Source organism: Pseudomonas sp. PAMC25584, from assembly GCF_058135675.1.
This window is the reverse complement of record NZ_CM176870.1, coordinates 5,295,289-5,318,673: the sequence shown is the minus strand read 5'-3', so window position 1 is coordinate 5,318,673 and position 23,385 is coordinate 5,295,289. Positions and strand designations below refer to the sequence as shown.

22 protein-coding genes and 2 tRNA genes are annotated in these 23,385 nt (G+C 58.2%); 21 read left to right on the top strand and 3 right to left on the bottom strand.

Annotated features, from left to right (window positions below):
* The first annotated feature begins 45 nt into the window (after window positions 1-45).
* Window positions 46-480: a type II toxin-antitoxin system RatA family toxin gene (locus ACS5Q8_RS24820; RefSeq protein ID WP_276194935.1), complete on the top strand. Its 435-nt coding sequence runs from the start codon at window positions 46-48 to the stop codon at window positions 478-480.
* Window positions 473-775, top strand: coding sequence for an RnfH family protein (locus ACS5Q8_RS24815; protein WP_276194934.1), 303 nt, complete (start codon window positions 473-475; stop codon window positions 773-775). Before ACS5Q8_RS24820 ends, ACS5Q8_RS24815 begins: the two co-directional genes overlap by 8 nt.
* Before the next feature lie 63 nt (window positions 776-838).
* Here the strand turns inward: ACS5Q8_RS24815 and ACS5Q8_RS24810 are convergent, their stop codons facing one another.
* A complete protein-coding gene (locus tag ACS5Q8_RS24810) occupies window positions 839-1,366 on the bottom strand; it encodes an outer membrane protein assembly factor BamE (RefSeq protein WP_247395671.1) in 528 nt (175 codons plus the stop codon).
* A 98-nt stretch (window positions 1,367-1,464) separates the two neighbouring features.
* On the opposite strand from ACS5Q8_RS24810, the gene fur reads away from it, so the two are divergent.
* The gene (gene fur / locus ACS5Q8_RS24805) at window positions 1,465-1,869 is read left to right on the top strand and encodes a ferric iron uptake transcriptional regulator (RefSeq protein ID WP_247395699.1); all 405 of its coding nucleotides are present in this window, start codon (window positions 1,465-1,467) and stop codon (window positions 1,867-1,869) included.
* A 90-nt stretch (window positions 1,870-1,959) separates the two neighbouring features.
* Here fur and recN read toward each other — a convergent pair whose 3' ends face one another.
* The gene (gene recN, locus ACS5Q8_RS24800; protein WP_276194932.1) at window positions 1,960-3,633 is read right to left on the bottom strand and encodes a DNA repair protein RecN; all 1,674 of its coding nucleotides are present in this window, start codon (window positions 3,631-3,633) and stop codon (window positions 1,960-1,962) included.
* Window positions 3,634-3,887: 254 nt separating this feature from the next.
* Between recN and grpE the strand changes: the two genes are divergently transcribed.
* The 8 genes from grpE to ACS5Q8_RS24760 all read left to right on the top strand — a co-directional run bounded on the left by grpE (window position 3,888) and on the right by ACS5Q8_RS24760 (window position 14,354).
* A complete protein-coding gene (grpE, locus tag ACS5Q8_RS24795) occupies window positions 3,888-4,448 on the top strand; it encodes a nucleotide exchange factor GrpE (protein WP_247395674.1) in 561 nt (186 codons plus the stop codon).
* Window positions 4,449-4,550: 102 nt separating this feature from the next.
* A complete protein-coding gene (gene dnaK / locus ACS5Q8_RS24790) occupies window positions 4,551-6,467 on the top strand; it encodes a molecular chaperone DnaK (protein ID WP_247395676.1) in 1,917 nt (638 codons plus the stop codon).
* A gap of 316 nt (window positions 6,468-6,783) precedes the next feature.
* Complete coding sequence (gene dnaJ, locus ACS5Q8_RS24785) at window positions 6,784-7,908, top strand: molecular chaperone DnaJ (protein WP_247395678.1); 1,125 nt, start codon at window positions 6,784-6,786, stop codon at window positions 7,906-7,908.
* Window positions 7,909-7,918: 10 nt separating this feature from the next.
* The gene (gene dapB, locus ACS5Q8_RS24780) at window positions 7,919-8,725 is read left to right on the top strand and encodes a 4-hydroxy-tetrahydrodipicolinate reductase (protein WP_253399179.1); all 807 of its coding nucleotides are present in this window, start codon (window positions 7,919-7,921) and stop codon (window positions 8,723-8,725) included.
* A gap of 259 nt (window positions 8,726-8,984) precedes the next feature.
* Window positions 8,985-10,121, top strand: a complete 1,137-nt coding sequence (carA, locus tag ACS5Q8_RS24775) for a glutamine-hydrolyzing carbamoyl-phosphate synthase small subunit (protein WP_276194931.1) — start codon at window positions 8,985-8,987, stop codon at window positions 10,119-10,121.
* Window positions 10,122-10,226: 105 nt separating this feature from the next.
* A complete protein-coding gene (gene carB, locus ACS5Q8_RS24770; protein WP_276194930.1) occupies window positions 10,227-13,448 on the top strand; it encodes a carbamoyl-phosphate synthase large subunit in 3,222 nt (1,073 codons plus the stop codon).
* On the top strand, window positions 13,445-13,921 hold the full coding sequence (gene greA, locus ACS5Q8_RS24765; protein ID WP_017847415.1) for a transcription elongation factor GreA: 477 nt from the start codon (window positions 13,445-13,447) through the stop codon (window positions 13,919-13,921). The genes carB and greA overlap by 4 nt, the downstream gene beginning before the upstream one ends.
* Window positions 13,922-13,949: 28 nt before the next feature.
* Window positions 13,950-14,354, top strand: a complete 405-nt coding sequence (locus ACS5Q8_RS24760; protein WP_017847416.1) for a hypothetical protein — start codon at window positions 13,950-13,952, stop codon at window positions 14,352-14,354.
* A 9-nt stretch (window positions 14,355-14,363) separates the two neighbouring features.
* On the opposite strand, the gene ACS5Q8_RS24755 is transcribed toward ACS5Q8_RS24760, so the two are convergent.
* Window positions 14,364-14,672, bottom strand: coding sequence for a YhbY family RNA-binding protein (locus tag ACS5Q8_RS24755; protein ID WP_017139256.1), 309 nt, complete (start codon window positions 14,670-14,672; stop codon window positions 14,364-14,366).
* 105 nt (window positions 14,673-14,777) lie between these two features.
* On the opposite strand from ACS5Q8_RS24755, the gene rlmE reads away from it, so the two are divergent.
* The 10 genes from rlmE (at window position 14,778) to nusA (ending at window position 23,373) form a co-directional block, all read left to right on the top strand.
* Window positions 14,778-15,428: a 23S rRNA (uridine(2552)-2'-O)-methyltransferase RlmE gene (gene rlmE, locus ACS5Q8_RS24750; RefSeq protein WP_247395685.1), complete on the top strand. Its 651-nt coding sequence runs from the start codon at window positions 14,778-14,780 to the stop codon at window positions 15,426-15,428.
* Between the two features lie 200 nt (window positions 15,429-15,628).
* Window positions 15,629-17,539: an ATP-dependent zinc metalloprotease FtsH gene (ftsH, locus tag ACS5Q8_RS24745; protein WP_276194929.1), complete on the top strand. Its 1,911-nt coding sequence runs from the start codon at window positions 15,629-15,631 to the stop codon at window positions 17,537-17,539.
* Between the two features lie 8 nt (window positions 17,540-17,547).
* Window positions 17,548-18,399: a dihydropteroate synthase gene (gene folP, locus ACS5Q8_RS24740; protein WP_253399173.1), complete on the top strand. Its 852-nt coding sequence runs from the start codon at window positions 17,548-17,550 to the stop codon at window positions 18,397-18,399.
* 16 nt (window positions 18,400-18,415) lie between these two features.
* Window positions 18,416-19,753, top strand: a complete 1,338-nt coding sequence (gene glmM, locus ACS5Q8_RS24735) for a phosphoglucosamine mutase (RefSeq protein WP_247395688.1) — start codon at window positions 18,416-18,418, stop codon at window positions 19,751-19,753.
* Window positions 19,754-19,819: 66 nt separating this feature from the next.
* Window positions 19,820-20,575 (top strand): triose-phosphate isomerase, encoded by a 756-nt coding sequence (tpiA, locus tag ACS5Q8_RS24730; RefSeq protein ID WP_426100636.1) that lies wholly within the window; start codon window positions 19,820-19,822, stop codon window positions 20,573-20,575.
* Between the two features lie 4 nt (window positions 20,576-20,579).
* A complete protein-coding gene (gene secG, locus ACS5Q8_RS24725) occupies window positions 20,580-20,963 on the top strand; it encodes a preprotein translocase subunit SecG (RefSeq protein WP_078835321.1) in 384 nt (127 codons plus the stop codon).
* A gap of 22 nt (window positions 20,964-20,985) precedes the next feature.
* Window positions 20,986-21,071 (top strand) — tRNA-Leu (locus ACS5Q8_RS24720).
* A gap of 96 nt (window positions 21,072-21,167) precedes the next feature.
* Window positions 21,168-21,244: transfer RNA gene (locus ACS5Q8_RS24715), tRNA-Met, on the top strand.
* Window positions 21,245-21,385: 141 nt separating this feature from the next.
* Window positions 21,386-21,844: a ribosome maturation factor RimP gene (gene rimP, locus ACS5Q8_RS24710; RefSeq protein WP_026140087.1), complete on the top strand. Its 459-nt coding sequence runs from the start codon at window positions 21,386-21,388 to the stop codon at window positions 21,842-21,844.
* A gap of 47 nt (window positions 21,845-21,891) precedes the next feature.
* Entirely contained in the window at window positions 21,892-23,373 is a 1,482-nt protein-coding gene (gene nusA, locus ACS5Q8_RS24705) for a transcription termination factor NusA (RefSeq protein WP_253399163.1), read from the top strand.
* Window positions 23,374-23,385: the final 12 nt, after the last annotated feature.

Sequence of the window (23,385 nt, the reverse complement as noted above, 5' to 3'; positions counted from 1 at the left end):
GTTCTTTCTCGATGTTTGCCGCTCAGTTGTGGAAATAACGCTCACATGACGACGCATATTCAACGTTCGGCCCTGCTGCCCTATCCGGCCCAGGCGCTTTATGACCTGGTCAACGACGTGGCGCGTTACCCGGAATTCCTGCCGTGGTGCTCGACCGCCGAGGTGCTGGAAAGCAGTGATGAGCACATGGTTGCCAGTGTCGGGGTGGCCAAGGGAGGGCTCAGCCAGCACTTTGTCACACGCAATGTCCTGGTGCCGGGCAAATCCATTGAAATGAATCTGCAGGAAGGGCCGTTCACCCAGTTGCATGGTGTCTGGGTATTCAAGGTGTTGACCGAGCAGGCCTGCAAGATCAGCCTGGATCTGTCCTTCGATTATGCGGGGCCCATTGTGCGGGCGACGTTGGGGCCTCTGTTCAATCAGGCCGCCAATACCCTGGTCGACGCGTTCTGTCAGCGAGCCAAGCAACTGCATGTTTGAGATTGAAGTGGTGTATGCCGGGGTGGATCGCCAGGTGTTGCTGGCGGTCGCGGTGGCATCGGGCACGAGCCTGCGGGCAGCGGTGCTGGCGTCGGGTATTGCGGCGCACTTTCCTGAGGTGGACCTTGCTGATTGCCCGCTGGGGATATTCGGCAGGGTGGTGGTGGACCCCGATACGCGCACCGTGCAGTCAGGTGATCGTATTGAGATTTACCGCCCGCTGCTGGCCGACCCCAAAGAAGTGCGCAGGCTGCGAGCGGCCAAGGCGGCGCTGGCCAAGCAACAGCGTTCATAGGCCGGCCAATCAGCAGGCAACAAAAAGCCCGGCATGCCGGGCTTTTTATCGAACACCGCACACTTACTGCGGGCTGGTGTCCAGAGGCTGTGGCGTCGGGACTGGAACGGTTTGCACGCCGTCGACGTCTTTCTGGATCTTGTCGAGCAATGAGCCTGGCTTGGCCGGTACTTCGGACTTCGGCTTCTCGGCTCCCTGCGCTGGCGCAGTCACGTTGGTGCCGTTGTCCTTGCCCAGTAAGGCTTCATCGCGGCTTACGCCGGGCATGAAGTCGCCGGACAGGCTGACCAGTTGATCATTGCCATTAAAGATGACAGCGACACGCTCCTGTTGGCGTTCACCGCCCCCAGGCTGGATGCTATAGAGATAATCCCAGCGATCGGCATGGAACGTGTCAGTCAGCAGGGGGTTACCCATAATAAACCGCACTTGCCGTCGGGTCATTCCCGGGCGTAACTGGTCTATCATGTCCTGTGTGACGACATTGCCCTGCTGGATGTCGATTTTGTAAACCCCGGGGAATGAACAACCGGCGAGTGCGAGCAGTCCCACAAAGGTGAAACTGGTTAGCAAGAGCTTGGTGTTTTGCATCGGTGGGCGACTTCCACTATCTTGGCTGGGACAACGTAAACGCCGATCATACCCGTATTAAGAGAAGCTGCGAAGCAGCATCCGCGAGAAAGCTAACCATGGTTGAAAATAGCGAACTACGCAAAGCCGGTCTTAAAGTGACTCTGCCACGCGTCAAAATTCTACAAATGCTTGATTCTGCTGAGCAGCGCCACATGAGTGCCGAGGATGTTTACAAGGCGCTGATGGAGTCTAATGAGGACGTTGGCCTGGCCACGGTTTACCGTGTGCTGACCCAGTTTGAAGCCGCAGGGCTGGTGGTTCGTCATAATTTCGACGGCGGTCATGCAGTGTTCGAATTGGCTGACGGTGGTCATCACGACCACATGGTCGATGTGGACAGTGGTGAGGTTATCGAATTCACCAACCCGGAAATCGAGCGGCTTCAGAAGGCAATTGCCGAGGAGCATGGCTACGACTTGGCGGACCATAATTTGGTTCTTTACGTTCGTAAGAAAAAGTAAAAATCGGCGCAGATTGACTCTGCGAAACGATTGAAGGCGACCCCAGGGTCGCCTTCGTGCTTTCTATAAGCGTGAAAATTGCTGGTTCGCTCAGGCCTTCGCCGCCACCACCATTTTCTTCGCGTGGGCCAGGGACTCTTTGGTCAGGTCGATACCGCCGAGCATGCGCGCCACTTCCTCAACACGCTCCGACTTATTCAGCTTGGACACTGCAGTGCGTGTCGCATCGCTGCCCCGTACTTTATGTACAAACAAATGCTGATGCCCTTGGGCGGCCACTTGCGGCAAGTGGGTGACTGTCAGCACCTGGCCGCGATCCCCCAGGCGGCGAAGCAGTTGGCCGACAATTTCTGCGGTCGGGCCACCAATGCCAACGTCCACCTCGTCAAAGACCAGTGTCGGAACCCGCGAGGTCTGGGCGGTGATCACCTGAATCGCCAGGCTGATCCGTGAGAGCTCACCACCGGAGGCGACTTTTGCCAGCGCCTTGAGCGGCTGCCCCGGGTTGGCGCTGACCAGCAGTTCTACCTGTTCCAGGCCATGGGGCTGCAGTTCGTTGCTGGTGTTGGTGCGCAGTTCGATGGTGAAGCGGCCGCCGGGCATGCCCAGGCGCTGGATTTCCTGCTCTACCGCGCTGGCCAGGCCTGTGGCGGCTTGGTGGCGCAGGTCGCTCAGTTCACGGGCCTTCTCTTGATAGTGGCGGGCGAAAGAAGCCAGTTCGTCGCTCAGGCGCTCAATGGATTCGTCATTCGCGTTCAGGGTTTCGATTTCATCCAGCAGCTTCTGCTGCATCGTTGCCACTTCAGTGGGCTGGATTCGATGTTTGCGCGCCAGGGTGTAGATGGTGTCCAGGCGTTCTTCTATTTCCTGCAGGCGTGCCGGGTCGGCGTCGAAGTGGTCCAGGAAGCGGTTCAGTTCGCCTACCGCTTCTTCTACCTGAATTTGCGCGCTGGTCAGCAAGGTCGTGGCTTCATTCAGCGAACCGGACGCATTGTTCACACTGGACAGCCGATTGAGGCTGACGGTCAGTGCATTCAGTACATTGCCCGAATCGCTCTCGCTGCATTGCTCCACCACCTGGCGGCAAATACCCAGCAGGGTTTCGGCGTTGGTGAGGTTCTTGTGTTCCTGCTCAAGCTGTTCCAGCTCGCTTTCGCCAAGGCCGAGGCTTTCCAGCTCTTCGAGTTGATAGCTGAGCAATTGATGGCGTGCGCGCTGCTCGTCGCCGGAATTGGAGAGGCGCTCCAGTTCCAGGCGGGTCTGGCGCCAGCGCTGCGCGGCTAGCTGGACCTGGCGGGCCAGGTCGGTGGTGCCGGCGTATTCATCGAGCAGGCGGCGATGGGTGTCGGTTTTGAGCAGGGATTGGTGTTCGTGCTGGCTGTGGATATCGATCAGCAGCTCGCCAAGGGCTTTCAAGTCACCCAGGGGGCAGGGTGTGCCGTTGATATAGCCGCGGGAGCGTCCTTCGGCGGTGATGACCCGGCGCAGGATGCACGGCCCTTCATTATTAAGGTCGCGTTCGGCAAGCCAGGCTTCCGCTTCGGGGATGTCCGCCAGGTCGAAGGTCGCCAGGATATCGGCCTTGTCTGCGCCGGGGCGTACCACGCCACTGTCGGCGCGGTCTCCCAGGGTCAGGCCGAGGGCGTCGAGCATGATCGACTTGCCGGCGCCGGTTTCGCCTGTGATTACGCTCATCCCGCGATCCAGTTCGAGATCCAGATGTTCAACGATGGCGTAGTTATGTACGGACAGGTGCACGAGCATGACGGCCGCTCCCAGGCTTTAGGTCTGGTTATTTATACAGTGTTTTGTTCCGAGCTGACAATCCTGACGCTTAGCTCGATTTGCTTGGTCTGGTGTTTTTTTTAGCGCGAAGGGGAATGAACGGGTCGGAATTGATCTGGGTCAGCTGAAAGACTTTTGGTAACGCCTGCACCCTTGAACCTGGAAATTGTGGCCCCATATACCGGAACAGAAGCGCGAGTTGAGTTCGCGCATGATTTTGAAAGGAGAAATCTATGGCTGACGAACAGACGCAGGATACGCAAACTCCAGACGCCAATTCGGCTGCCGGTGATGAGTTGGCAACTCGTGTGCAAGTGCTCGAAGAGCAATTGGCCGCTGCGCAGGACCAATCTTTGCGTGTTGCCGCCGATCTGCAGAATGTCCGCCGCCGCGCTGAGCAGGATGTAGAAAAGGCCCACAAGTTCGCGCTGGAAAAATTCGCCGGTGATCTGTTGCCGATCATCGACAGCCTGGAGCGCGGACTTGAGTTGTCCAGCCCGGACGACGAAAACATCCGCCCGATGCGTGAAGGTATCGAGCTGACCCTGAAAATGTTCCAGGACACCCTGAAGCGTTATCAGTTGGAGGCGGTCGATCCGCAAGGTGGCGAGCCGTTCAACGCTGAGCATCACCAGGCCATGGCTATGCAGGAAAGCCATGATCATGAGCCAAACCGCGTGTTGAAAGTGTTCCAGAAGGGATACCAGCTCAACGGTCGCTTGCTGCGCCCGGCAATGGTTGTAGTCAGCAAGGCGCCTGCGCCGGTTTCACCTTCGATTGATGAGCAGGCTTGAAATTCGCCGCAAGGCCCCCATCTATAAGTCAAGCGTTTAAGTGCTACCGCAGTTAGCCACCACTGCTGCGGCATCCAAATTCAAGTTTCGGGAGAGTAAATCATGGGCAAAATTATCGGTATCGACCTGGGGACCACCAACTCCTGTGTCTCCGTGCTGGAAAACGGCGTTGCAAAAGTCATTGAAAACGCCGAAGGCGCGCGTACTACGCCGTCGATCGTTGCTTACGCCAACGACGGTGAAATCCTCGTCGGTCAGTCGGCCAAGCGCCAGGCTGTGACCAATCCGCACAACACCCTGTACGCGGTGAAGCGTTTGATCGGTCGTAAGTTCGACGAAGAAGTCGTACAGAAAGACATCAAGATGGTCCCTTACAAAATCGCCAAGGCTGACAACGGTGACGCCTGGGTTGAAGTAAACGGCCAGAAAATGTCGCCGCCACAAATCTCGGCTGAAATCTTGAAAAAGATGAAGAAAACCGCCGAAGACTACCTCGGTGAAGCAGTGACCGAGGCGGTGATCACCGTTCCGGCCTACTTCAACGACAGCCAGCGCCAGGCGACCAAAGACGCCGGCCGCATCGCGGGCCTGGACGTAAAACGTATCATCAACGAACCCACTGCGGCCGCTTTGGCTTACGGCATGGACAAGGCTAAGGGCGACCACACCGTCATCGTTTATGACTTGGGTGGCGGTACCTTCGACGTGTCCGTGATCGAAATCGCGGAAGTTGATGGCGAGCACCAGTTCGAAGTGTTGGCCACCAACGGCGACACTTTCCTGGGTGGTGAAGACTTCGATATCCGTCTGATCGACTACCTCGTCGACGAGTTCAAGAAAGAAAGCGGCATGAACCTCAAGGGTGACCCGCTGGCGATGCAGCGTCTGAAAGAAGCCTCTGAGAAAGCCAAGATCGAGCTGTCCTCGGCTCAGTCGACCGACGTTAACCTGCCGTACATCACTGCAGACGCTACCGGTCCTAAGCACTTGAACGTGAAGATCTCGCGCTCCAAGCTGGAAGCGCTGGTTGAAGACTTGGTTCAGCGCACCATCGAACCTTGCCGCATTGCACTGAAAGACTCGGGTATTGAAGTGGGTGCGATCAATGACGTGATCCTGGTCGGCGGTCAGACCCGTATGCCACTGGTTCAGAAGTTGGTGACCGAGTTCTTCGGCAAAGAAGCACGTAAAGACGTGAACCCGGACGAAGCGGTTGCCATGGGTGCTGCCATCCAGGGTGCGGTACTGGCTGGCGACGTGAAAGACGTATTGTTGCTGGACGTCAGCCCGCTGACCCTGGGTATCGAAACCATGGGCGGCGTGATGACCGCGCTGATCGAGAAAAACACCACGATTCCTACCAAGAAATCGCAAGTGTTCTCGACTGCCGATGACAACCAGGGCGCCGTGACCATTCACGTCCTGCAAGGTGAGCGTAAGCAAGCGGCGCAGAACAAGTCCCTGGGCAAGTTCGACCTGGCCGAGATCCCGCCAGCACCACGTGGCGTGCCACAAATCGAAGTGACTTTCGACATCGACGCCAACGGCATCTTGCACGTAGGCGCCAAAGACAAGGCGACCGGGAAAGAGCAGAAGATCACCATCAAGGCCAACTCTGGTCTGTCTGATGAAGAAATTCAGCAGATGATTCGTGATGCGGAAACCAATGCCGAGGCGGACAAGAAGTTTGAAGAGTTGGCCGCTGCTCGTAACCAGGGCGACGCACTGGTTCACTCGACACGCAAAATGATCACTGAAGCTGGCGACAAAGTGACTGCCGAAGAAAAAACCGCGGTCGAAGCTGCTGTGGTTGCTCTGGAAGCCGCGATTAAAGGTGACGACAAGGCTGCCATCGAAGCCAAGGTTGAGGAACTGTCGAAAGTCTCCGCACCGGTTGCTCAGAAAATGTACGCCGAACAAGGTCAGCCAGCTGACGGTGCAGCGCATCAGGCAGAGCCTGAAGCCAAGCACGACGACGTTGTCGATGCCGAGTTCGAAGAAGTCAAAGAGCAGAAGTAATCTGCTTGGCCGGTTGACCGCTAACAAGCGGTGACTGGTAGGATGTCGCCGCGCGGGAGCTTGCTCCCGCGTTGGCGTGTCTGGGGTATGCAAATTTTTACAGCATGCGACAACGCTCGGATGCTGGCGGTGTGATCGGGAATGCTCCTGCTTTCCGGCGACAGTCACCGCGTTTTTGGCCGGATCCCTGGCTGAAAGTAGTTATGACCAGGATCGTTGAATTGACGTGAGTTGGGTCCGGGCCTGTATTGGGGCTCAACGAGTTCGGCAAGGCTCAGGAGGGTCTGGCTGAACGTCCTTAAGAGTGCAAAGACTTATGGCAAAGCGTGACTATTACGTAGTATTGGGTGTGGAGCGCGGTTCCAGCGAGGCGGACCTGAAGAAGGCTTACCGTCGCCTGGCGATGAAGCACCACCCGGACCGTAATCCGGACAACAAAGAATCCGAAGAAATGTTCAAAGAGGCCAACGAGGCCTACGAATGCCTGTGTGATCCCAACAAGCGTGCAGCCTACGACCAGTATGGTCACGCCGGCGTCGATCCGAGCATGGGTGGCGGCGGTGCCGGCTTTGGCGGTCAGAACTTCTCCGATATTTTCGGCGATGTGTTCAGTGACTTCTTCGGCGGTGGCCGTGGTGGTCAGCGTGGCGGCGCCCAGCGTGGCAGCGACCTGCGCTACACCCTGGAGCTGAACCTGGAAGAAGCCGTGCGCGGCACCAGCGTCAATATCCGCGTGCCAACGCTGGTCAACTGCAAGCCTTGCGACGGTTCGGGTGCCAAGAAAGGCTCGGCGCCAATCACTTGCCCGACCTGCGGCGGTATCGGTCAGGTCCGCATGCAGCAGGGCTTCTTCTCGGTGCAGCAGACCTGTCCGCGTTGCCAAGGCCAAGGCAAGATCATCTCTGACCCATGCGATTCCTGCCACGGCGAAGGGCGTGTCGAAGAGTACAAAACCCTGTCGGTCAAAGTGCCGGCGGGCGTAGATACCGGTGACCGCATTCGCCTGTCGGGCGAAGGCGAGGCGGGGACCCAGGGTGGTCCGACGGGTGATCTGTACGTGGTGATCAATGTGCGCGAGCACTCGATCTTCCAGCGTGACGGCAAGCACCTGTTCTGCGAAGTGCCGATCAGCTTTGTCGACGCGGCCCTGGGCGGCGAGCTGGAGATTCCGACCCTGGACGGCCGGGTCAATCTCAAGATCCCTGAGGGGACGCAGACCGGCAAGCAGTTCCGTATCCGTGGCAAAGGCGTTGCGCCGGTGCGTGGTGGCGGTGCGGGCGACCTGATGTGTCGTGTCACCGTTGAAACGCCGGTCAATCTGGGCCGTCGTCAGCGTGAACTGCTCGAAGAGTTCCGCAGTTCGTTGGCAGGCGACGATTCCCATTCGCCGAAAACCACTGGCTTCTTCGATGGTGTGAAGCGCTTCTTCGGCGACCTGTAAGGAATTGAGTATGCGACGTATAGCCGTAATGGGCGCTGCCGGGCGCATGGGGAAAACCTTGATCGAGGCGGTGCAGCAGCGCTCGCCGGCCTCCGGCCTGACGGCGGCGATCGTTCGCCCTGGCAGTACGTTGATCGGTGCCGATGCCGGTGAGCTGGCTTCGCTGGGGCGTATTGGGGTGTCGTTGTCCGGCAATCTGGAGTTGGTGGCGGACGAATTCGACGTACTGATCGACTTTACGCTGCCAGACGTGATGCTGAAAAACCTGGCGTTCTGCCGCAAGGCGGGCAAAGCCATGGTGATTGGCACCACCGGTTTGAGTGCTGAGCAGAAGCAGTTGCTGGTCGAGGCGGGCAAGGACATTCCCATCGTGTTTGCCGCCAACTTCAGTGTGGGCGTGAACCTCTCGCTCAAGCTGTTGGACCTGGCGGCGCGCGTGCTGGGTGATGAGGCGGATATCGAAATCATCGAGACCCATCATCGCCACAAGATCGATGCGCCGTCGGGAACGGCATTGCGCATGGGTGAGGCTATCGCCGATGCCCTGGGCCGAGACTTGTCGAAGGTGGCGGTGTACGGGCGTGAAGGCCATACCGGTGCGCGTGCGCGTGACACCATTGGCTTTGCCACTGTTCGCGGTGGCGACGTCGTCGGCGATCACACCGTGCTGTTCGCTGCTGAAGGCGAGCGCCTGGAAATCACGCACAAAGCCTCCAGTCGCATGACGTTCGCCAAAGGTGCGGTGCGTGCTGCGCTGTGGCTGGACGGTCGTGCGCCGGGTCTGTATGACATGCGCGATGTGCTGGATCTGCACTAATCAGTAGCTAAAATGGGGTCTCGGGATTATCCTAAGGCCCCGTTTTTACCCGCTAAGCGACGTCCTGTCGCATTCTCCTGCCTTTAAGGCTCATTAGCGGTGGACCAAAATAGCCTTTTTCTGTAAGCTACAGCTTTAGTGTGTCCACTAAAAGCGCGCAGAATAATTCAGTGAAGAAGCGGGGTGACGTGTCCATACGTCACTCCGCTTTTTTACAACCTGCGATCGCCCTTTCAGGCTTTATTTACGGGAGGTCTTCTTGACTAAGCCAGCCATACTCGCCCTTGCTGATGGCAGCATTTTTCGCGGCGAAGCCATTGGAGCCGACGGTCAAACCGTTGGAGAGGTGGTGTTTAACACTGCCATGACCGGCTATCAGGAAATCCTTACCGATCCTTCCTACGCCCAACAGATCGTTACCCTGACCTATCCGCACATCGGCAACACCGGTACTACACCGGAAGACGTCGAATCTGATCGTGTCTGGTCGGCGGGCCTGGTGATTCGTGACCTGCCCCTGGTTGCGAGCAACTGGCGTAGCACGATGTCGCTGTCCGATTACCTGAAAGCCAACAACGTTGTGGCGATCGCCGGTATCGATACGCGCCGTCTGACGCGCATCCTGCGTGAAAAAGGCTCGCAGAACGGCTGCATTATGGCCGGTGACAATATTTCCGAAGCGGCGGCGATCGCTGCAGCGCAAGGCTTCCCTGGCCTGAAAGGCATGGACCTGGCGAAAGTCGTCAGCACCCAGGAAAAGTACGAATGGCGCTCCACTGTCTGGGACTTGAAGACCGACAGCCACGAGACCATCGACGCTGCCGATCTGCCCTACCACGTAGTGGCCTACGACTACGGCATCAAGTACAACATCCTGCGCATGCTGGTTGAGCGCGGTTGCCGCGTGACCGTCGTGCCGGCGCAAACCCCGGCCAGCGACGTCCTGGCCCTGCAGCCGGACGGTGTGTTCCTGTCCAACGGCCCGGGCGACCCCGAGCCTTGCGACTACGCCATCAAGGCGATCAAGGCGGTGCTGGAGACCGAGATCCCGGTGTTCGGTATCTGCCTGGGCCACCAGTTGCTCGCCCTGGCCTCCGGTGCCAAGACCCTGAAAATGGGGCACGGCCACCACGGCGCCAACCACCCTGTGCAGGACCTGGACACCGGTGTGGTGATGATCACCAGCCAGAACCACGGTTTCGCGGTGGATGAAGTGACCTTGCCGGCCAACCTCCGTGCAACTCACAAGTCGCTGTTCGACGGTTCCCTGCAAGGCATCGAGCGCACCGACAAGAGCGCGTTCAGCTTCCAGGGCCACCCTGAAGCCAGCCCGGGCCCGAACGACGTAGCGCCGCTGTTCGACCGTTTCATCAATGAGATGGCCAAGCGACGCTGACTGAGTGGCGTGCGGGCGGCCCCGAATGTCGGTGGCCCCCGCAGGCTCTTCAAAGATTGTTCAAGACGGCTTGCCGACTGACCTGCGGATTTGAGTGACAAACCCATGCCAAAACGTACAGACATAAAAAGTATCCTGATTCTCGGCGCTGGCCCGATCGTGATCGGCCAGGCCTGCGAATTCGACTACTCCGGCGCCCAGGCCTGTAAAGCCCTGCGCGAGGAGGGTTACCGCGTCATCCTGGTGAACTCCAACCCGGCCACCATCATGACCGACCCGGACATGGCCGACGCCACCTACATCGAACCGATCAAGTGGCAGACCGTTGCCAAGATCATCGAGAAAGAGCGTCCGGACGCACTGCTGCCAACTATGGGTGGCCAAACCGCTCTGAATTGCGCCCTGGACCTGGAGCGCGAAGGCATCCTGGAAAAATTCGGCGTGGAGATGATCGGTGCAAACGCCGACACCATCGACAAGGCTGAAGACCGTTCGCGCTTCGACAAGGCAATGAAGTCCATCGGCCTGGCGTGCCCGCGTTCCGGTATCGCCCACAACATGGAAGAAGCCAATGCGGTCCTCGAGACCCTGGGCTTTCCGTGCATCATCCGTCCGTCCTTCACCATGGGCGGTACCGGTGGCGGTATTGCGTACAACCGTGAAGAGTTCGAAGAAATCTGCGCCCGTGGCCTGGACCTGTCGCCGACCAAAGAGCTGCTGATCGACGAATCCCTGATCGGCTGGAAAGAATATGAGATGGAGGTTGTCCGCGATAAGAAGGACAACTGCATCATCGTCTGCTCCATCGAAAACTTCGACCCGATGGGCGTACACACCGGCGACTCGATCACCGTTGCTCCGGCACAGACCCTGACTGACAAGGAATACCAGATCCTGCGTAACGCCTCTCTGGCGGTACTGCGCGAGATCGGCGTAGAGACGGGCGGTTCCAACGTACAGTTCGGCATCTGCCCGACCACCGGCCGCATGGTCGTGATCGAGATGAACCCGCGTGTGTCGCGTTCGTCGGCCCTAGCCTCGAAAGCCACCGGTTTCCCGATCGCCAAGGTCGCGGCCAAGCTGGCCGTGGGTTACACCCTGGACGAACTGTCGAACGACATCACCGGCGGCAAGACCCCGGCGTCCTTCGAGCCGTCCATCGACTACGTTGTGACCAAGCTGCCGCGGTTTGCCTTCGAGAAGTTCCCCAAGGCTGACGCGCGCCTGACCACCCAGATGAAGTCGGTTGGTGAGGTCATGGCCATTGGCCGGACCTTCCAGGAATCCCTGCAGAAAGCCCTGCGCGGCCTCGAAGTAGGCGTTTGCGGCCTGGACGAGAAGCTCGACCTGAGCAATCCGGAAAGCATGAGCGTGCTCAAGCGCGAGCTGACCGTGCCGGGCGCCGAGCGTATCTGGTACGTTGCTGACGCGTTCCGCGCCGGCATGACCGTCGAAGACATCTTCGGCATGAACATGATTGATCCGTGGTTCCTGGTGCAGATCGAAGATCTGATCAAGGAGGAAGAGAAGGTCAAGACCCTGGGTCTGGCCAGCATCGACCGCGACACGATGTTCCGCCTCAAGCGCAAAGGGTTCTCCGACCAGCGCCTGGCCAAGCTGCTGGGTGTGACCGAGAAAAACCTGCGGACCCATCGCCACAAGCTGGATATCTTCCCGGTCTACAAGCGCGTTGACACCTGCGCCGCCGAGTTTTCCACCGACACCGCTTACCTGTACTCCACCTACGAGGAAGAGTGCGAAGCTGCGCCGTCGGGTCGCGACAAGATCATGATCCTGGGTGGCGGTCCGAACCGTATCGGCCAGGGCATCGAGTTCGACTACTGTTGCGTACACGCCGCCCTCGCCCTGCGCGAAGACGGGTACGAGACCATCATGGTCAACTGCAACCCGGAAACCGTATCCACAGACTACGACACCTCCGATCGCCTGTACTTCGAGCCGGTAACCCTGGAAGACGTGCTGGAAATCGTGCGCGTCGAGAAGCCAAAAGGCGTGATCGTCCAGTACGGCGGCCAAACCCCACTGAAACTGGCTCGTGCCCTGGAAGCCGCTGGCGTGCCGATCATCGGCACCAGCCCGGACGCCATCGACCGTGCCGAAGACCGTGAGCGCTTCCAGCAAATGGTCGAGCGCCTGAACCTGCGTCAGCCGCCAAACGCTACCGTGCGCAGCGAAGACGAAGCCCTCCGTGCGGCCGGCAAGATCGGCTACCCGCTGGTGGTGCGTCCTTCCTACGTACTGGGCGGACGGGCGATGGAAATCGTCTACGAAGAAGAAGAACTCAAGCGTTACCTGCGTGATGCGGTGAAAGTGTCCAACGACAGCCCGGTGCTGCTGGACCACTTCCTCAACTGCGCCATCGAGATGGACGTGGACGCAGTGTGCGACGGTACTGACGTGGTCATCGGCGCGATCATGCAGCACATCGAACAGGCGGGCGTTCACTCCGGTGACTCCGCGTGCTCGCTGCCGCCGTACTCGCTGCCGGCGCACATCCAGGACGAGATGCGCGAACAGGTCAAGAAAATGGCCCTGGAACTGGGTGTGGTCGGCCTGATGAACGTACAGTTGGCGCTGCAAGGCGACGATATCTACGTCATTGAAGTCAACCCGCGCGCCTCGCGTACCGTGCCGTTCGTGTCCAAGTGCATCGGTGTGTCCCTGGCCATGATCGCTGCCCGCGTGATGGCCGGTAAGACTCTGAAGGAAATCGGCTTCACCAAGGAAATCATTCCGAACTTCTACAGCGTGAAAGAGGCGGTGTTCCCATTCGCCAAGTTCCCTGGTGTGGACCCGATCCTCGGCCCAGAGATGAAGTCCACCGGTGAAGTGATGGGCGTGGGCGATACCTTCGGTGAGGCCTTTGCCAAGGCCCAGATGGGCGCCAGCGAAGTGCTGCCGACCGGCGGTACTGCTTTCATCAGCGTGCGCGATGATGACAAGCCACTGGTTGCAGGCGTGGCCCGTGATCTGATCAACTTGGGCTTCGAGATCGTGGCCACCGCCGGGACCGCCAAGCTGATTGAAGCGGCGGGCCTGAAAGTGCGTCGCGTGAACAAGGTGACGGAAGGCCGTCCGCACGTGGTCGATATGATCAAGAATGACGAAGTCACCCTGATCATCAACACCACCGAGGGTCGTCAGTCGATCGCGGATTCTTACTCCATTCGTCGTAATGCCTTGCAGCACAAGATTTACTGCACCACTACCATTGCTGCTGGCGAAGCTATCTGCGAAGCGCTTAAGTTCGGTCCGGAAAAGACCGTGCGTCGCTTGCAGGATCTACACGCAGGATTGAAGGCATGATCAAATACCCAATGACCGTCCGGGGCGCCAAGGCCCTGGAAGAGGAGCACGCCCATCTGACCAAGGTCGTCCGTCCAAAGCTGAGCCAGGACATCGGCACGGCCCGCGAACTGGGTGACTTGAAGGAAAACGCTGAATACCACGCTGCCCGCGAGCAGCAGGGTATGGTCGAAGCGCGGATACGTGATATCGAAGGCCGTATGCAGAATGCGGTGATCATCGATGTCACGACCATCCCGCACACCGGCAAAGTGATTTTCGGCACCACGGTGGAAATCGCCAACGTCGAGACTGACGAAAGCGTGGTCTACCACATCGTGGGTGAGGATGAGGCTGACTTCAAACTCGGCAAGATCTCCGTCGGTTCGCCACTGGCCCGTGCCTTGATTGCCAAGGAAGAGGGGGATGTGGTGGTTGTGAAAACGCCAGGTGGCGTGATCGAGTACGAGATTGTCGAAGTTCGCCATGTCTGAAAGGCGGCGCCCGCTTCGTGCGGGCGCCATGCTTTGGCAGTTTGCCCAGATGCTTTGGGTGGGCGGCCTGTGGTTGCTGCATATTGGCGTGTTACCGGCGTTGGGCCTGATTGGCCTGGCGCCGTTGTTGATCGATGAGATCGATGGATTATTGAGTGCGTTGCTGGTGGGTTTTGCGGCGGCGTGCGTAACGCTTCAGGCGCTGGTGCTGATCAAGGCCGAAGGCTTGGGGAGTTTGTGGCGGGATATTCGCGGCCAACTGCTGTTGATGGCGCTGTATGCGTGTGCAATGTATTGCATCGTGCATGTGTGGCTGCCGGAAGCGTTGCGCTGGCAGCTATTCAGCTATCTTGTGCTAGGGTTTTCCGGCCTGGTGCTGGTGATGCAACCGGCGCCGGGTTGGAGTGGCGGGGCGCGCGAAGCACGCCCGTGACCCTTGTTGTCATTTGAAGCGATGAACGTTCGACAGTTGCTTGTTGACGCTGAAGTTCTTGCGATACAGCAGTGCCATCTTGCCGATGACCTGGACCAGGTCTGCCTTGCCAACCTTGCACAGTTCTGCAATGGCTGCCAGGCGCGCTTCGCGGTCAAGGATGTTGACCTTGATCTTGATCAGTTCGTGATCGCCCAATGCGCGTTCAAGTTCGGCTAACACACCTTCAGTCAAACCGTTGTCGGCCACGATCAAAACTGGTTTCAGATGGTGGCCAATGGATTTGTACTGTTTCTTCTGCTCTTGAGTGAGCGGCATAATCTGACCCCTGCGTCTGATCTTGTAAAAAGCGGCGGCCAGTTTACCCGAGCGAGTCCGGGACCGCCCAGTTAATCACGACCCGTTTTATTTTCGAGGTGGCCCGTGGCCCGTTCCAAAACTAGCCTTAAGTGGCTGCAAGAGCATTTCAACGACCCTTACGTCAAAAAGGCGCAAAAGGACGGCTACCGCTCCCGGGCCAGCTACAAGCTGCTGGAGTTGCAGGAAAAGGACAAATTGTTCCGCCCCGGCATGAGCGTGATCGACCTGGGGGCCGCCCCGGGTGGCTGGTCCCAGGTGGCCAGTCGTCTGATTGGTGGTCAAGGCCGTTTGATCGCTTCCGACATTCTGGAGATGGACAGCATCCCGGATGTGACCTTCGTTCATGGTGACTTTACCCAGGACGCGGTGTTGGCTGAGATCCTGCAGGCGGTGGGAAATTCGCAGGTGGACCTTGTGATTTCCGACATGGCCCCCAATATGAGTGGATTACCGGCTGTTGATATGCCGCGAGCCATGTTCCTGTGCGAGTTGGCGCTGGATCTGGCGGGGCGGGTATTGCGCCCGGGTGGTGATTTCCTGGTCAAAGTCTTCCAGGGTGAGGGCTTCGACGAGTACCACAAGAACATCCGCAAGCTGTTCGACAAGGTGCAGATGCGCAAGCCGGACTCTTCCCGGGACCGGTCTCGCGAGCAATATCTGCTGGCGCGGGGGTTCCGCGGGATCGAAGGCGCAGCGAGTGATGAGCGTCTTTGAAGGTTTGAAGGGAGTCGATAGGTTTTTTTATATCGCTTTCGTCACGAAGCTTTACGAATATTGTGTAGTCAAAGTTTCACAAAGGGTTACAGACGGTGCCTGCCAGAGTTGTAGGTAATGTAGTAAGTTAGGCTGGTGAATATCATGCGAAGCGCGCGCCAGTAGCGGAGCTTGCTTCAGAGGGTAGTTAATTGAACGATATGGCAAAGAATCTGATCCTGTGGTTGATCATCGCGGCTGTCCTGGTGACGGTGATGAACAACTTCTCCAGCCCTAACGAGCCGCAGACCCTCAACTATTCCGACTTCATCCAGCAAGTTAAGGATGGCAAGGTCGAGCGCGTAGCGGTTGATGGCTACGTGATTACCGGCAAGCGCAACGATGGCGACGGCTTCAAGACCATTCGTCCGGCAATCCAGGACAACGGTCTGATCGGCGACCTGGTGAATAACCACGTGGTTGTCGAAGGCAAACTGCCTGAGCAGCAGAGCATCTGGACTCAACTCCTGGTGGCGAGCTTCCCGATCCTGGTGATCATCGCCGTGTTCATGTTCTTCATGCGCCAGATGCAAGGTGGTGCGGGAGGCAAGGGCGGGCCGATGAGTTTCGGCAAAAGCAAGGCGCGTCTGCTCTCCGAAGACCAAGTGAAGACAACCCTGGGTGATGTCGCCGGTTGCGACGAAGCCAAGGAAGAAGTGGGCGAGCTGGTCGAGTTCCTGCGTGATCCGGGCAAATTCCAGCGCCTGGGCGGTCGCATTCCTCGCGGTGTGCTGATGGTTGGCCCTCCGGGGACCGGTAAAACCTTGCTGGCCAAGGCAATTGCCGGCGAAGCCAAAGTGCCTTTCTTCACCATTTCCGGTTCGGATTTCGTTGAGATGTTCGTTGGCGTCGGTGCCAGCCGCGTTCGCGACATGTTCGAGCAGGCCAAGAAACACGCGCCATGCATCATCTTTATCGATGAAATCGACGCCGTCGGTCGCCATCGTGGTGCTGGCATGGGTGGTGGTCACGATGAGCGTGAGCAGACCCTCAACCAGTTGCTGGTGGAGATGGATGGTTTTGAAATGAATGACGGCATCATCGTCATTGCCGCAACCAACCGTCCGGACGTACTGGACCCTGCGTTGCTGCGTCCAGGCCGTTTCGACCGTCAGGTCGTGGTTGGCTTGCCGGATATCCGTGGTCGTGAACAGATCCTGAAAGTACACATGCGTAAAGTGCCGATGGGCGACGACGTGGCTCCGGCCGTGATTGCCCGCGGTACGCCAGGCTTCTCCGGTGCTGACCTGGCCAACCTGGTGAACGAGGCTTCGCTATTTGCGGCCCGTACCGGCAAGCGCATCGTTGAAATGAAAGAGTTCGAACTGGCGAAAGACAAGATCATGATGGGCGCCGAGCGCAAATCCATGGTCATGTCCGAGAAAGAGAAGCAGAACACCGCTTATCACGAAGCGGGTCACGCCATTGTGGGGCGCGTCGTGCCTGAGCATGACCCGGTCTACAAGGTGTCGATCATTCCTCGTGGTCGAGCGCTGGGTGTCACCATGTTCCTGCCGGAAGAGGATCGCTACAGCCTCTCCAAGCGTGCCTTGATCAGCCAGATCTGCTCGCTGTACGGTGGCCGAATTGCCGAAGAGATGACCCTGGGCTTCGACGGTGTAACCACCGGCGCTTCCAACGACATCATGCGCGCCAGCCAGATTGCGCGGAACATGGTGACCAAGTGGGGCTTGTCGGAGAAACTCGGTCCTTTGATGTACGCCGAGGAAGAAGGTGAAGTGTTCCTGGGTCGTGGCGGTGGCGGTCAAAGTGCCAGCTTCTCCGGTGAAACAGCCAAGCTGATCGACTCCGAAGTGCGCAGCATCATTGACCAGTGCTACGGCACGGCCAAGCAGATCCTCACCGAGAACCGCGACAAGCTTGATGCCATGGCGGATGCGCTGATGAAGTACGAAACCATTGATGCCGACCAGATCGACGACATCATGGCTGGCCGTACACCGCGTGAACCTCGCGATTGGGAAGGTGGTTCGGGCACCTCTGGCACGCCGCCAGTGGTTCAGAACGAACGCCCTGAAAACCCGATCGGCGGTCCTGCAGCTGACCACTAAGGTTTGAAATGACTTCTGCGTCGTCCTCCACCCGGTTGCCTTGCGGCAACCGGGTTCTTGATTTGGCCCATACACATGTCATGGGCATTCTTAACGTAACCCCCGATTCCTTTTCCGATGGTGGCCGCTTCAATCAGCTCGATGCTGCGTTGCGTCACGCCGAGGCGATGGTGGCGGCGGGTGCGACCTTGATCGATGTCGGCGGCGAGTCGACCCGGCCCGGCGCTCGCGTTGTTTCTCCCGTGGAGGAGCTGGAGCGGGTGGCGCCGATCGTCGAGCGCATCGCTCGCGAGTTGGATGTGATCATTTCAGTGGATACATCGACCCCGGCCGTGATGCGTGAAACGGCGCGCCTGGGGGCGGGGCTGATCAACGATGTGCGTTCGTTGCGGCGTGATGGCGCGCTGGACGCTGCCGCGGCTACCGGCCTGCCGGTCTGTCTGATGCATATGCTGGGTGAGCCCGGCAATATGCAGGATAATCCGCACTACGATGATCTGGTTGGCGAAGTGAGTGGGTTCCTGGCTGATCGCATTGCTCAATGCGCCGCAGCAGGGATCGCTGCCGACAAGATCATCCTCGATCCGGGGTTTGGCTTCGCCAAGACCCTGCAGCACAATCTAAGTCTGTTCAAGCATATGGAAGCCTTGCATGCCCTGGGTCGGCCTTTGTTGGTCGGCGTTTCGCGCAAGAGCATGATAGGTCAGGCGCTGAATCGTCCGGTGGGCGAGCGGCTTTATGGCGGGTTGGCGCTTGCGGCACTTGCTGTGACCAAGGGTGCGCGCATCTTGCGTGTGCATGATGTCGCCGAGACCGTGGATGTTGTCCGCATGCTTGCCGCAGTAGAATCGGCCGAATAAGAATGATGGAGCACTTATGACAAAGAAATACTTTGGCACCGACGGTATTCGTGGTCGGGTCGGCGAGTTTCCGATTACCCCTGATTTCATGCTCAAGCTGGGTTGGGCGGCAGGCATGGCGTTCCGCAGCATGGGCGCGTGCCGCATCCTGGTAGGCAAGGACACGCGTATCTCGGGCTATATGTTTGAGTCTGCGCTGGAGGCTGGATTGTCCGCCGCCGGTGCTGATGTGATGCTGCTGGGCCCCATGCCGACCCCGGCGATCGCTTACCTGACGCGTACCTTTCACGCTGAAGCCGGTATTGTGATCAGTGCCTCGCACAATCCCCATGATGACAACGGCATCAAGTTCTTCTCGGGGCAGGGCACCAAGCTGCCGGACGAGATCGAGTTGATGATCGAAGAGCTGCTGGATGCGCCGATGACGGTGGTCGAGTCCAGCAAGCTGGGCAAGGTGTCGCGGATCAATGACGCCTCTGGCCGTTATATCGAGTTCTGTAAGAGCAGTGTGCCAAGCAGCACCAATTTCGCCGGGCTTAAGATCGTCGTCGACTGTGCTCATGGTGCGACCTATAAGGTCGCGCCGAGCGTATTCAAGGAGCTGGGTGCGGAAGTGACGGTGCTGTCGGCCCAGCCTAACGGGTTGAACATCAACGACAACTGTGGCTCCACGCATATGGAGCAACTGCAGGCTGCCGTCCTTGCCGAGCATGCCGACCTGGGTATCGCCTTTGATGGTGACGGCGACCGCGTATTGATGGTGGATCACACCGGCGCCGTGGTTGATGGCGATGACCTGCTGTTCATCATTGCTCGTGACCTGCATGAGCGTAATCGGCTGCAGGGTGGTGTTGTCGGCACGCTGATGAGCAATCTCGGGTTGGAGTTGGCGCTGGCCGAGCTGGGAATTCCTTTTGTGCGGGCCAATGTCGGGGATCGCTATGTGATTGCCGAGCTGCAGGAGCGCAATTGGCAGATCGGTGGCGAGAACTCCGGCCATGTCGTGTGCTTCCAGCACACCACCACGGGTGACGCGATCATTGCAGCGCTGCAGGTATTGTTGTCGTTGCGCCGTCGCCAGGAGAGCCTGGCCCAGGCGCGTCAGGCCTTGCGCAAGTGCCCGCAGGTGCTGCTCAATGTGCGTTTTTCCGGTGGCGACAACCCGATCGAGCACCCGGCTGTCAAAGCGGCCTGCGAGCGCGTGACCCTGGCAATGGCGGGGCGTGGGCGAGTGTTGCTGCGCAAGTCTGGCACAGAGCCTCTGGTGCGCGTCATGGTCGAAGGCGAGGACGAAACCCAGGTTCGCGGCCATGCCGAAGACCTGGCAAAACTGGTAACTGAAGTTTGCGCCTGAATTCGGCTTGCCAGTGATGATGTGGTTGGGTAACATCTGCGCCCACTTTGACCGACGAGGTACAGCATGCGTCGCACTATGGTAGCTGGTAACTGGAAGATGCACGGTACCCGCGCCAGTGTCGCTGAGCTGATCAATGGCCTTCGTCATTTGGCCTTGCCGAGCAGTGTTGATGTCGCGGTTTTTCCATCTTGCTTGCATATCAACCAAGTGGTTGATGGCTTGAAAGGTAAGTCGATTCAGATCGGCGCGCAGAATTCTGCGATGGAACCCATGCAAGGTGCGCTGACAGGTGAGATTTCGCCAAGTCAGTTGGTTGATGCGGGTTGTTCCTATGTGCTTATTGGGCACTCCGAGCGCCGTCAGTTGATGGGCGAGCGTGACGGAACACTCAATCGCAAGTTCGCAGCGGCACAGGCTTGTGGCTTGATTCCGGTGTTGTGCATAGGGGAGACCCTTGAGCAGCGTGAATCGGGCAACACCTTCGAGGTTGTCTCGCGTCAGTTGGGCAGCATCATCGAAGAGCTGGGTGTTGGTGCGTTTGCGAAGGCAGTCATTGCTTACGAGCCGGTCTGGGCCATTGGCACCGGGCTGACTGCAACACCGCAACAGGCGCAGGATGTGCATGCAGCCATCCGCGCGCAGTTAGCGGCAGAGAATTCTGAGGTCGCACAAGGTGTGCGGCTTCTATACGGCGGCAGCGTGAAGGCGGCCAATGCGGTCGAACTGTTCGGCATGCCGGATATCGATGGGGGGCTCATTGGTGGAGCTTCCCTGAATGCAGATGAGTTCGGTGCGATTTGTCGCGCCGCGGGAAACTGAAAAAATGCTGGAAACAGTCGTAGTCGTTTTTCATCTGTTGGCTGCCCTGGGCGTAATTGCCCTGGTTTTGTTGCAACAGGGTAAAGGTGCGGATGCTGGTGCGTCTTTCGGTGCAGGTGCTTCAAATACTGTATTCGGAAGCCAAGGTTCCTCTACCTTTCTTAGTAAGTTTACTGCTATACTTGCCGCAGGTTTCTTCATAACCAGCTTAGGGTTAGGTTACTTTGCTAAAGAGAAAGCTCATGTGCTGACTCAAGTAGGTTTGCCAAACCCAGCTGTATTGGAAGTGCCAAAAGCAAAGCCGGCTTCTGATGACGTCCCGGTGCTTCAAGAGCAAAAGTCTGCTACTCCAGCGACTGACGTGCCTCCAGCTCAAGAGCAAAAGTAAGAAGGGTTGTAAACGCTGTATTGCCGAGGTGGTGGAATTGGTAGACACGCAACCTTGAGGTGGTTGTGCCCATAGGGTGTAGGGGTTCGAGTCCCCTTCTCGGTACCAATTATCAGGAGAGCCCGCTGTTGCGGGCTTTCTTGTAGGTGGAAGGTTACATTGACCCTGTAAGGGATCGGTCGTATACTTCCGCCCCAGCTTTGTCGCGGGGTGGAGCAGTCTGGTAGCTCGTCGGGCTCATAACCCGAAGGTCGTCGGTTCAAATCCGGCCCCCGCAACCAGTTTTAGCGGAGCCCCTTATTAAGGGGCTTTTTGTTAGCTGGACACTTTCAACGCCGCTATTCGACGGCGTTTCAAGGATGGGCGTTTCGCCCATTTTTTTATTTTGCACAGCATGCACATACATGCACGAGGGGGTTCAGGTGTCGAGCAAGCTAGAAGAGTTGCAGGCCTTGCTGGCCCCGGTGGTCGTGGCCCTGGGCTATGAATGCTGGGGTATTGAGTTTTCGGCTCAAGGTCGCCACTCAATGTTGCGCGTTTATATTGATAAAGAGGGCGGCGTGCTGGTGGACGATTGTGCCATTGTCAGCCGTCAGATCAGTGGTGTTCTGGATGTTGAAGATCCAATCGCTGTTGAGTACACCCTCGAAGTTTCCTCGCCAGGCATGGAACGCCCACTGTTCACTCTCGAGCAGTTTGCAAAATTTGCCGGTGGACAAGTGAAAATCAAGCTGCGATCGCCCTTTGAAGGGCGGCGCAATTTTCAGGGCCTTCTGCGCGGTGTAGAAGAGCAGGATGTCGTGGTGCAAGTAGAAGACCATGAGTTCCTGTTGCCGATCGATATGATCGACAAGGCCAACATTATTCCCAGTTTTGACTGAGACGCGGATCCCGCGGATCCAATGGCTTGCGAAAGGCGAGGCGTACGATGAGCAAAGAAGTACTGCTGGTTGTTGAGTCGGTATCCAATGAAAAGGGCGTACCGGCAAACGTGATTTTTGAGGCGCTGGAGCTGGCCCTGGCCACTGCTACCAAAAAGCGTTTTGAAGACGAAGTTGATCTGCGTGTGGAAATCAATCGCCACACCGGTGCCTACGAGACTTTCCGTCGCTGGACGGTTGTTGAAGAAGCCGATCTTGATGATCCGGCCATCGAAACCTGGCCGAGCAAGGTTGCTGAAACGCACCCTGGCGCCAATGTCGGTGATGTTGTCGAAGAAAAGATCGAATCGATCGAGTTCGGCCGTATTGCTGCGCAAACTGCCAAGCAAGTCATTGTGCAGAAGGTTCGCGAAGCTGAGCGTGCTCAAGTCGTTGACGCCTATCGCGAGCGTCTGGGGGAAATCATCTCCGGCACCGTGAAAAAAGTCACCCGCGACAACGTGATCGTCGACCTGGGCAACAACGCCGAAGCGTTGCTGGCCCGCGAAGACATCATCTCTCGCGAAACTTTCCGTGTCGGCGTGCGTCTGCGTGCGTTGCTCAAGGAAATCCGCACCGAGAACCGCGGCCCTCAGTTGATCCTGTCGCGTACCGCGCCGGAAATGCTGATCGAGCTGTTCCGTATCGAAGTGCCGGAAATCGCCGAAGGCCTGATCGAAGTCATGGCTGCGGCCCGCGACCCGGGTTCGCGCGCCAAGATCGCGGTCCGCTCCAAGGACAAACGCATCGACCCGCAGGGCGCTTGCATTGGTATGCGCGGCTCGCGCGTCCAGGCAGTGTCGGGCGAGTTGGGCGGTGAGCGTGTGGATATCGTCCTGTGGGACGATAACCCGGCGCAGTTCGTGATCAACGCCATGTCGCCGGCTGAAGTGGCGGCAATTATCGTTGACGAAGATGCCCATGCAATGGACATCGCCGTTGGCGCTGACAATCTGGCTCAGGCCATTGGTCGTGGAGGTCAGAACGTGCGTCTGGCCAGCCAACTGACCGGCTGGACCCTGAACGTGATGACCGAATCGGACATCCAGGCTAAGCAGCAAGCTGAAACCGGTGACATCCTGCGCAACTTCATCGACGAGTTGGAAGTCGACGAAGACCTGGCGCAGGTGCTGGTAGATGAAGGCTTCACCAGCCTGGAAGAGATTGCCTACGTACCGTTGGAAGAAATGCTCAACATCGATGGCTTTGACGAAGACACCGTCAACGAGCTTCGCGCTCGGGCCAAGGATCGTTTGTTGACTAAAGCCATCGCTACTGAGGAAAAGCTGGCAGACGCCCATCCGGCCGAAGACCTGCTCTCGCTTGAGGGTATGGACAAGGATTTGGCGATGGAACTGGCGGTGCGCGGCGTAATTACCCGCGAAGACCTGGCCGAGCAGTCTATTGACGATCTGCTCGACATCGACGGCATTGACGATGATCGTGCCGGCAAGTTGATCATGGCCGCCCGAGCCCATTGGTTCGAGTAATTAGGCGCGGCC

Excerpts from the sequence above, each read along its gene's own strand:
- ACS5Q8_RS24820 (WP_276194935.1), top strand. The coding sequence starts at position 46 with ATGACGACGCATATTCAACGTTCGGCCCTGCTGCCCTATCCGGCCCAG.
- ACS5Q8_RS24815 (WP_276194934.1), top strand. The coding sequence starts at position 473 with ATGTTTGAGATTGAAGTGGTGTATGCCGGGGTGGATCGCCAGGTGTTG.
- ACS5Q8_RS24810 (WP_247395671.1), bottom strand. The coding sequence starts at position 1,366 with ATGCAAAACACCAAGCTCTTGCTAACCAGTTTCACCTTTGTGGGACTG.
- fur (WP_247395699.1), top strand. The coding sequence starts at position 1,465 with ATGGTTGAAAATAGCGAACTACGCAAAGCCGGTCTTAAAGTGACTCTG.
- recN (WP_276194932.1), bottom strand. The coding sequence starts at position 3,633 with ATGCTCGTGCACCTGTCCGTACATAACTACGCCATCGTTGAACATCTG.
- grpE (WP_247395674.1), top strand. The coding sequence starts at position 3,888 with ATGGCTGACGAACAGACGCAGGATACGCAAACTCCAGACGCCAATTCG.
- dnaK (WP_247395676.1), top strand. The coding sequence starts at position 4,551 with ATGGGCAAAATTATCGGTATCGACCTGGGGACCACCAACTCCTGTGTC.
- dnaJ (WP_247395678.1), top strand. The coding sequence starts at position 6,784 with ATGGCAAAGCGTGACTATTACGTAGTATTGGGTGTGGAGCGCGGTTCC.
- dapB (WP_253399179.1), top strand. The coding sequence starts at position 7,919 with ATGCGACGTATAGCCGTAATGGGCGCTGCCGGGCGCATGGGGAAAACC.
- carB (WP_276194930.1), top strand. The coding sequence starts at position 10,227 with ATGCCAAAACGTACAGACATAAAAAGTATCCTGATTCTCGGCGCTGGC.
- greA (WP_017847415.1), top strand. The coding sequence starts at position 13,445 with ATGATCAAATACCCAATGACCGTCCGGGGCGCCAAGGCCCTGGAAGAG.
- ACS5Q8_RS24760 (WP_017847416.1), top strand. The coding sequence starts at position 13,950 with ATGCTTTGGCAGTTTGCCCAGATGCTTTGGGTGGGCGGCCTGTGGTTG.
- ACS5Q8_RS24755 (WP_017139256.1), bottom strand. The coding sequence starts at position 14,672 with ATGCCGCTCACTCAAGAGCAGAAGAAACAGTACAAATCCATTGGCCAC.
- ftsH (WP_276194929.1), top strand. The coding sequence starts at position 15,629 with ATGGCAAAGAATCTGATCCTGTGGTTGATCATCGCGGCTGTCCTGGTG.
- folP (WP_253399173.1), top strand. The coding sequence starts at position 17,548 with ATGACTTCTGCGTCGTCCTCCACCCGGTTGCCTTGCGGCAACCGGGTT.
- glmM (WP_247395688.1), top strand. The coding sequence starts at position 18,416 with ATGACAAAGAAATACTTTGGCACCGACGGTATTCGTGGTCGGGTCGGC.
- tpiA (WP_426100636.1), top strand. The coding sequence starts at position 19,820 with ATGCGTCGCACTATGGTAGCTGGTAACTGGAAGATGCACGGTACCCGC.
- secG (WP_078835321.1), top strand. The coding sequence starts at position 20,580 with ATGCTGGAAACAGTCGTAGTCGTTTTTCATCTGTTGGCTGCCCTGGGC.
- nusA (WP_253399163.1), top strand. The coding sequence starts at position 21,892 with ATGAGCAAAGAAGTACTGCTGGTTGTTGAGTCGGTATCCAATGAAAAG.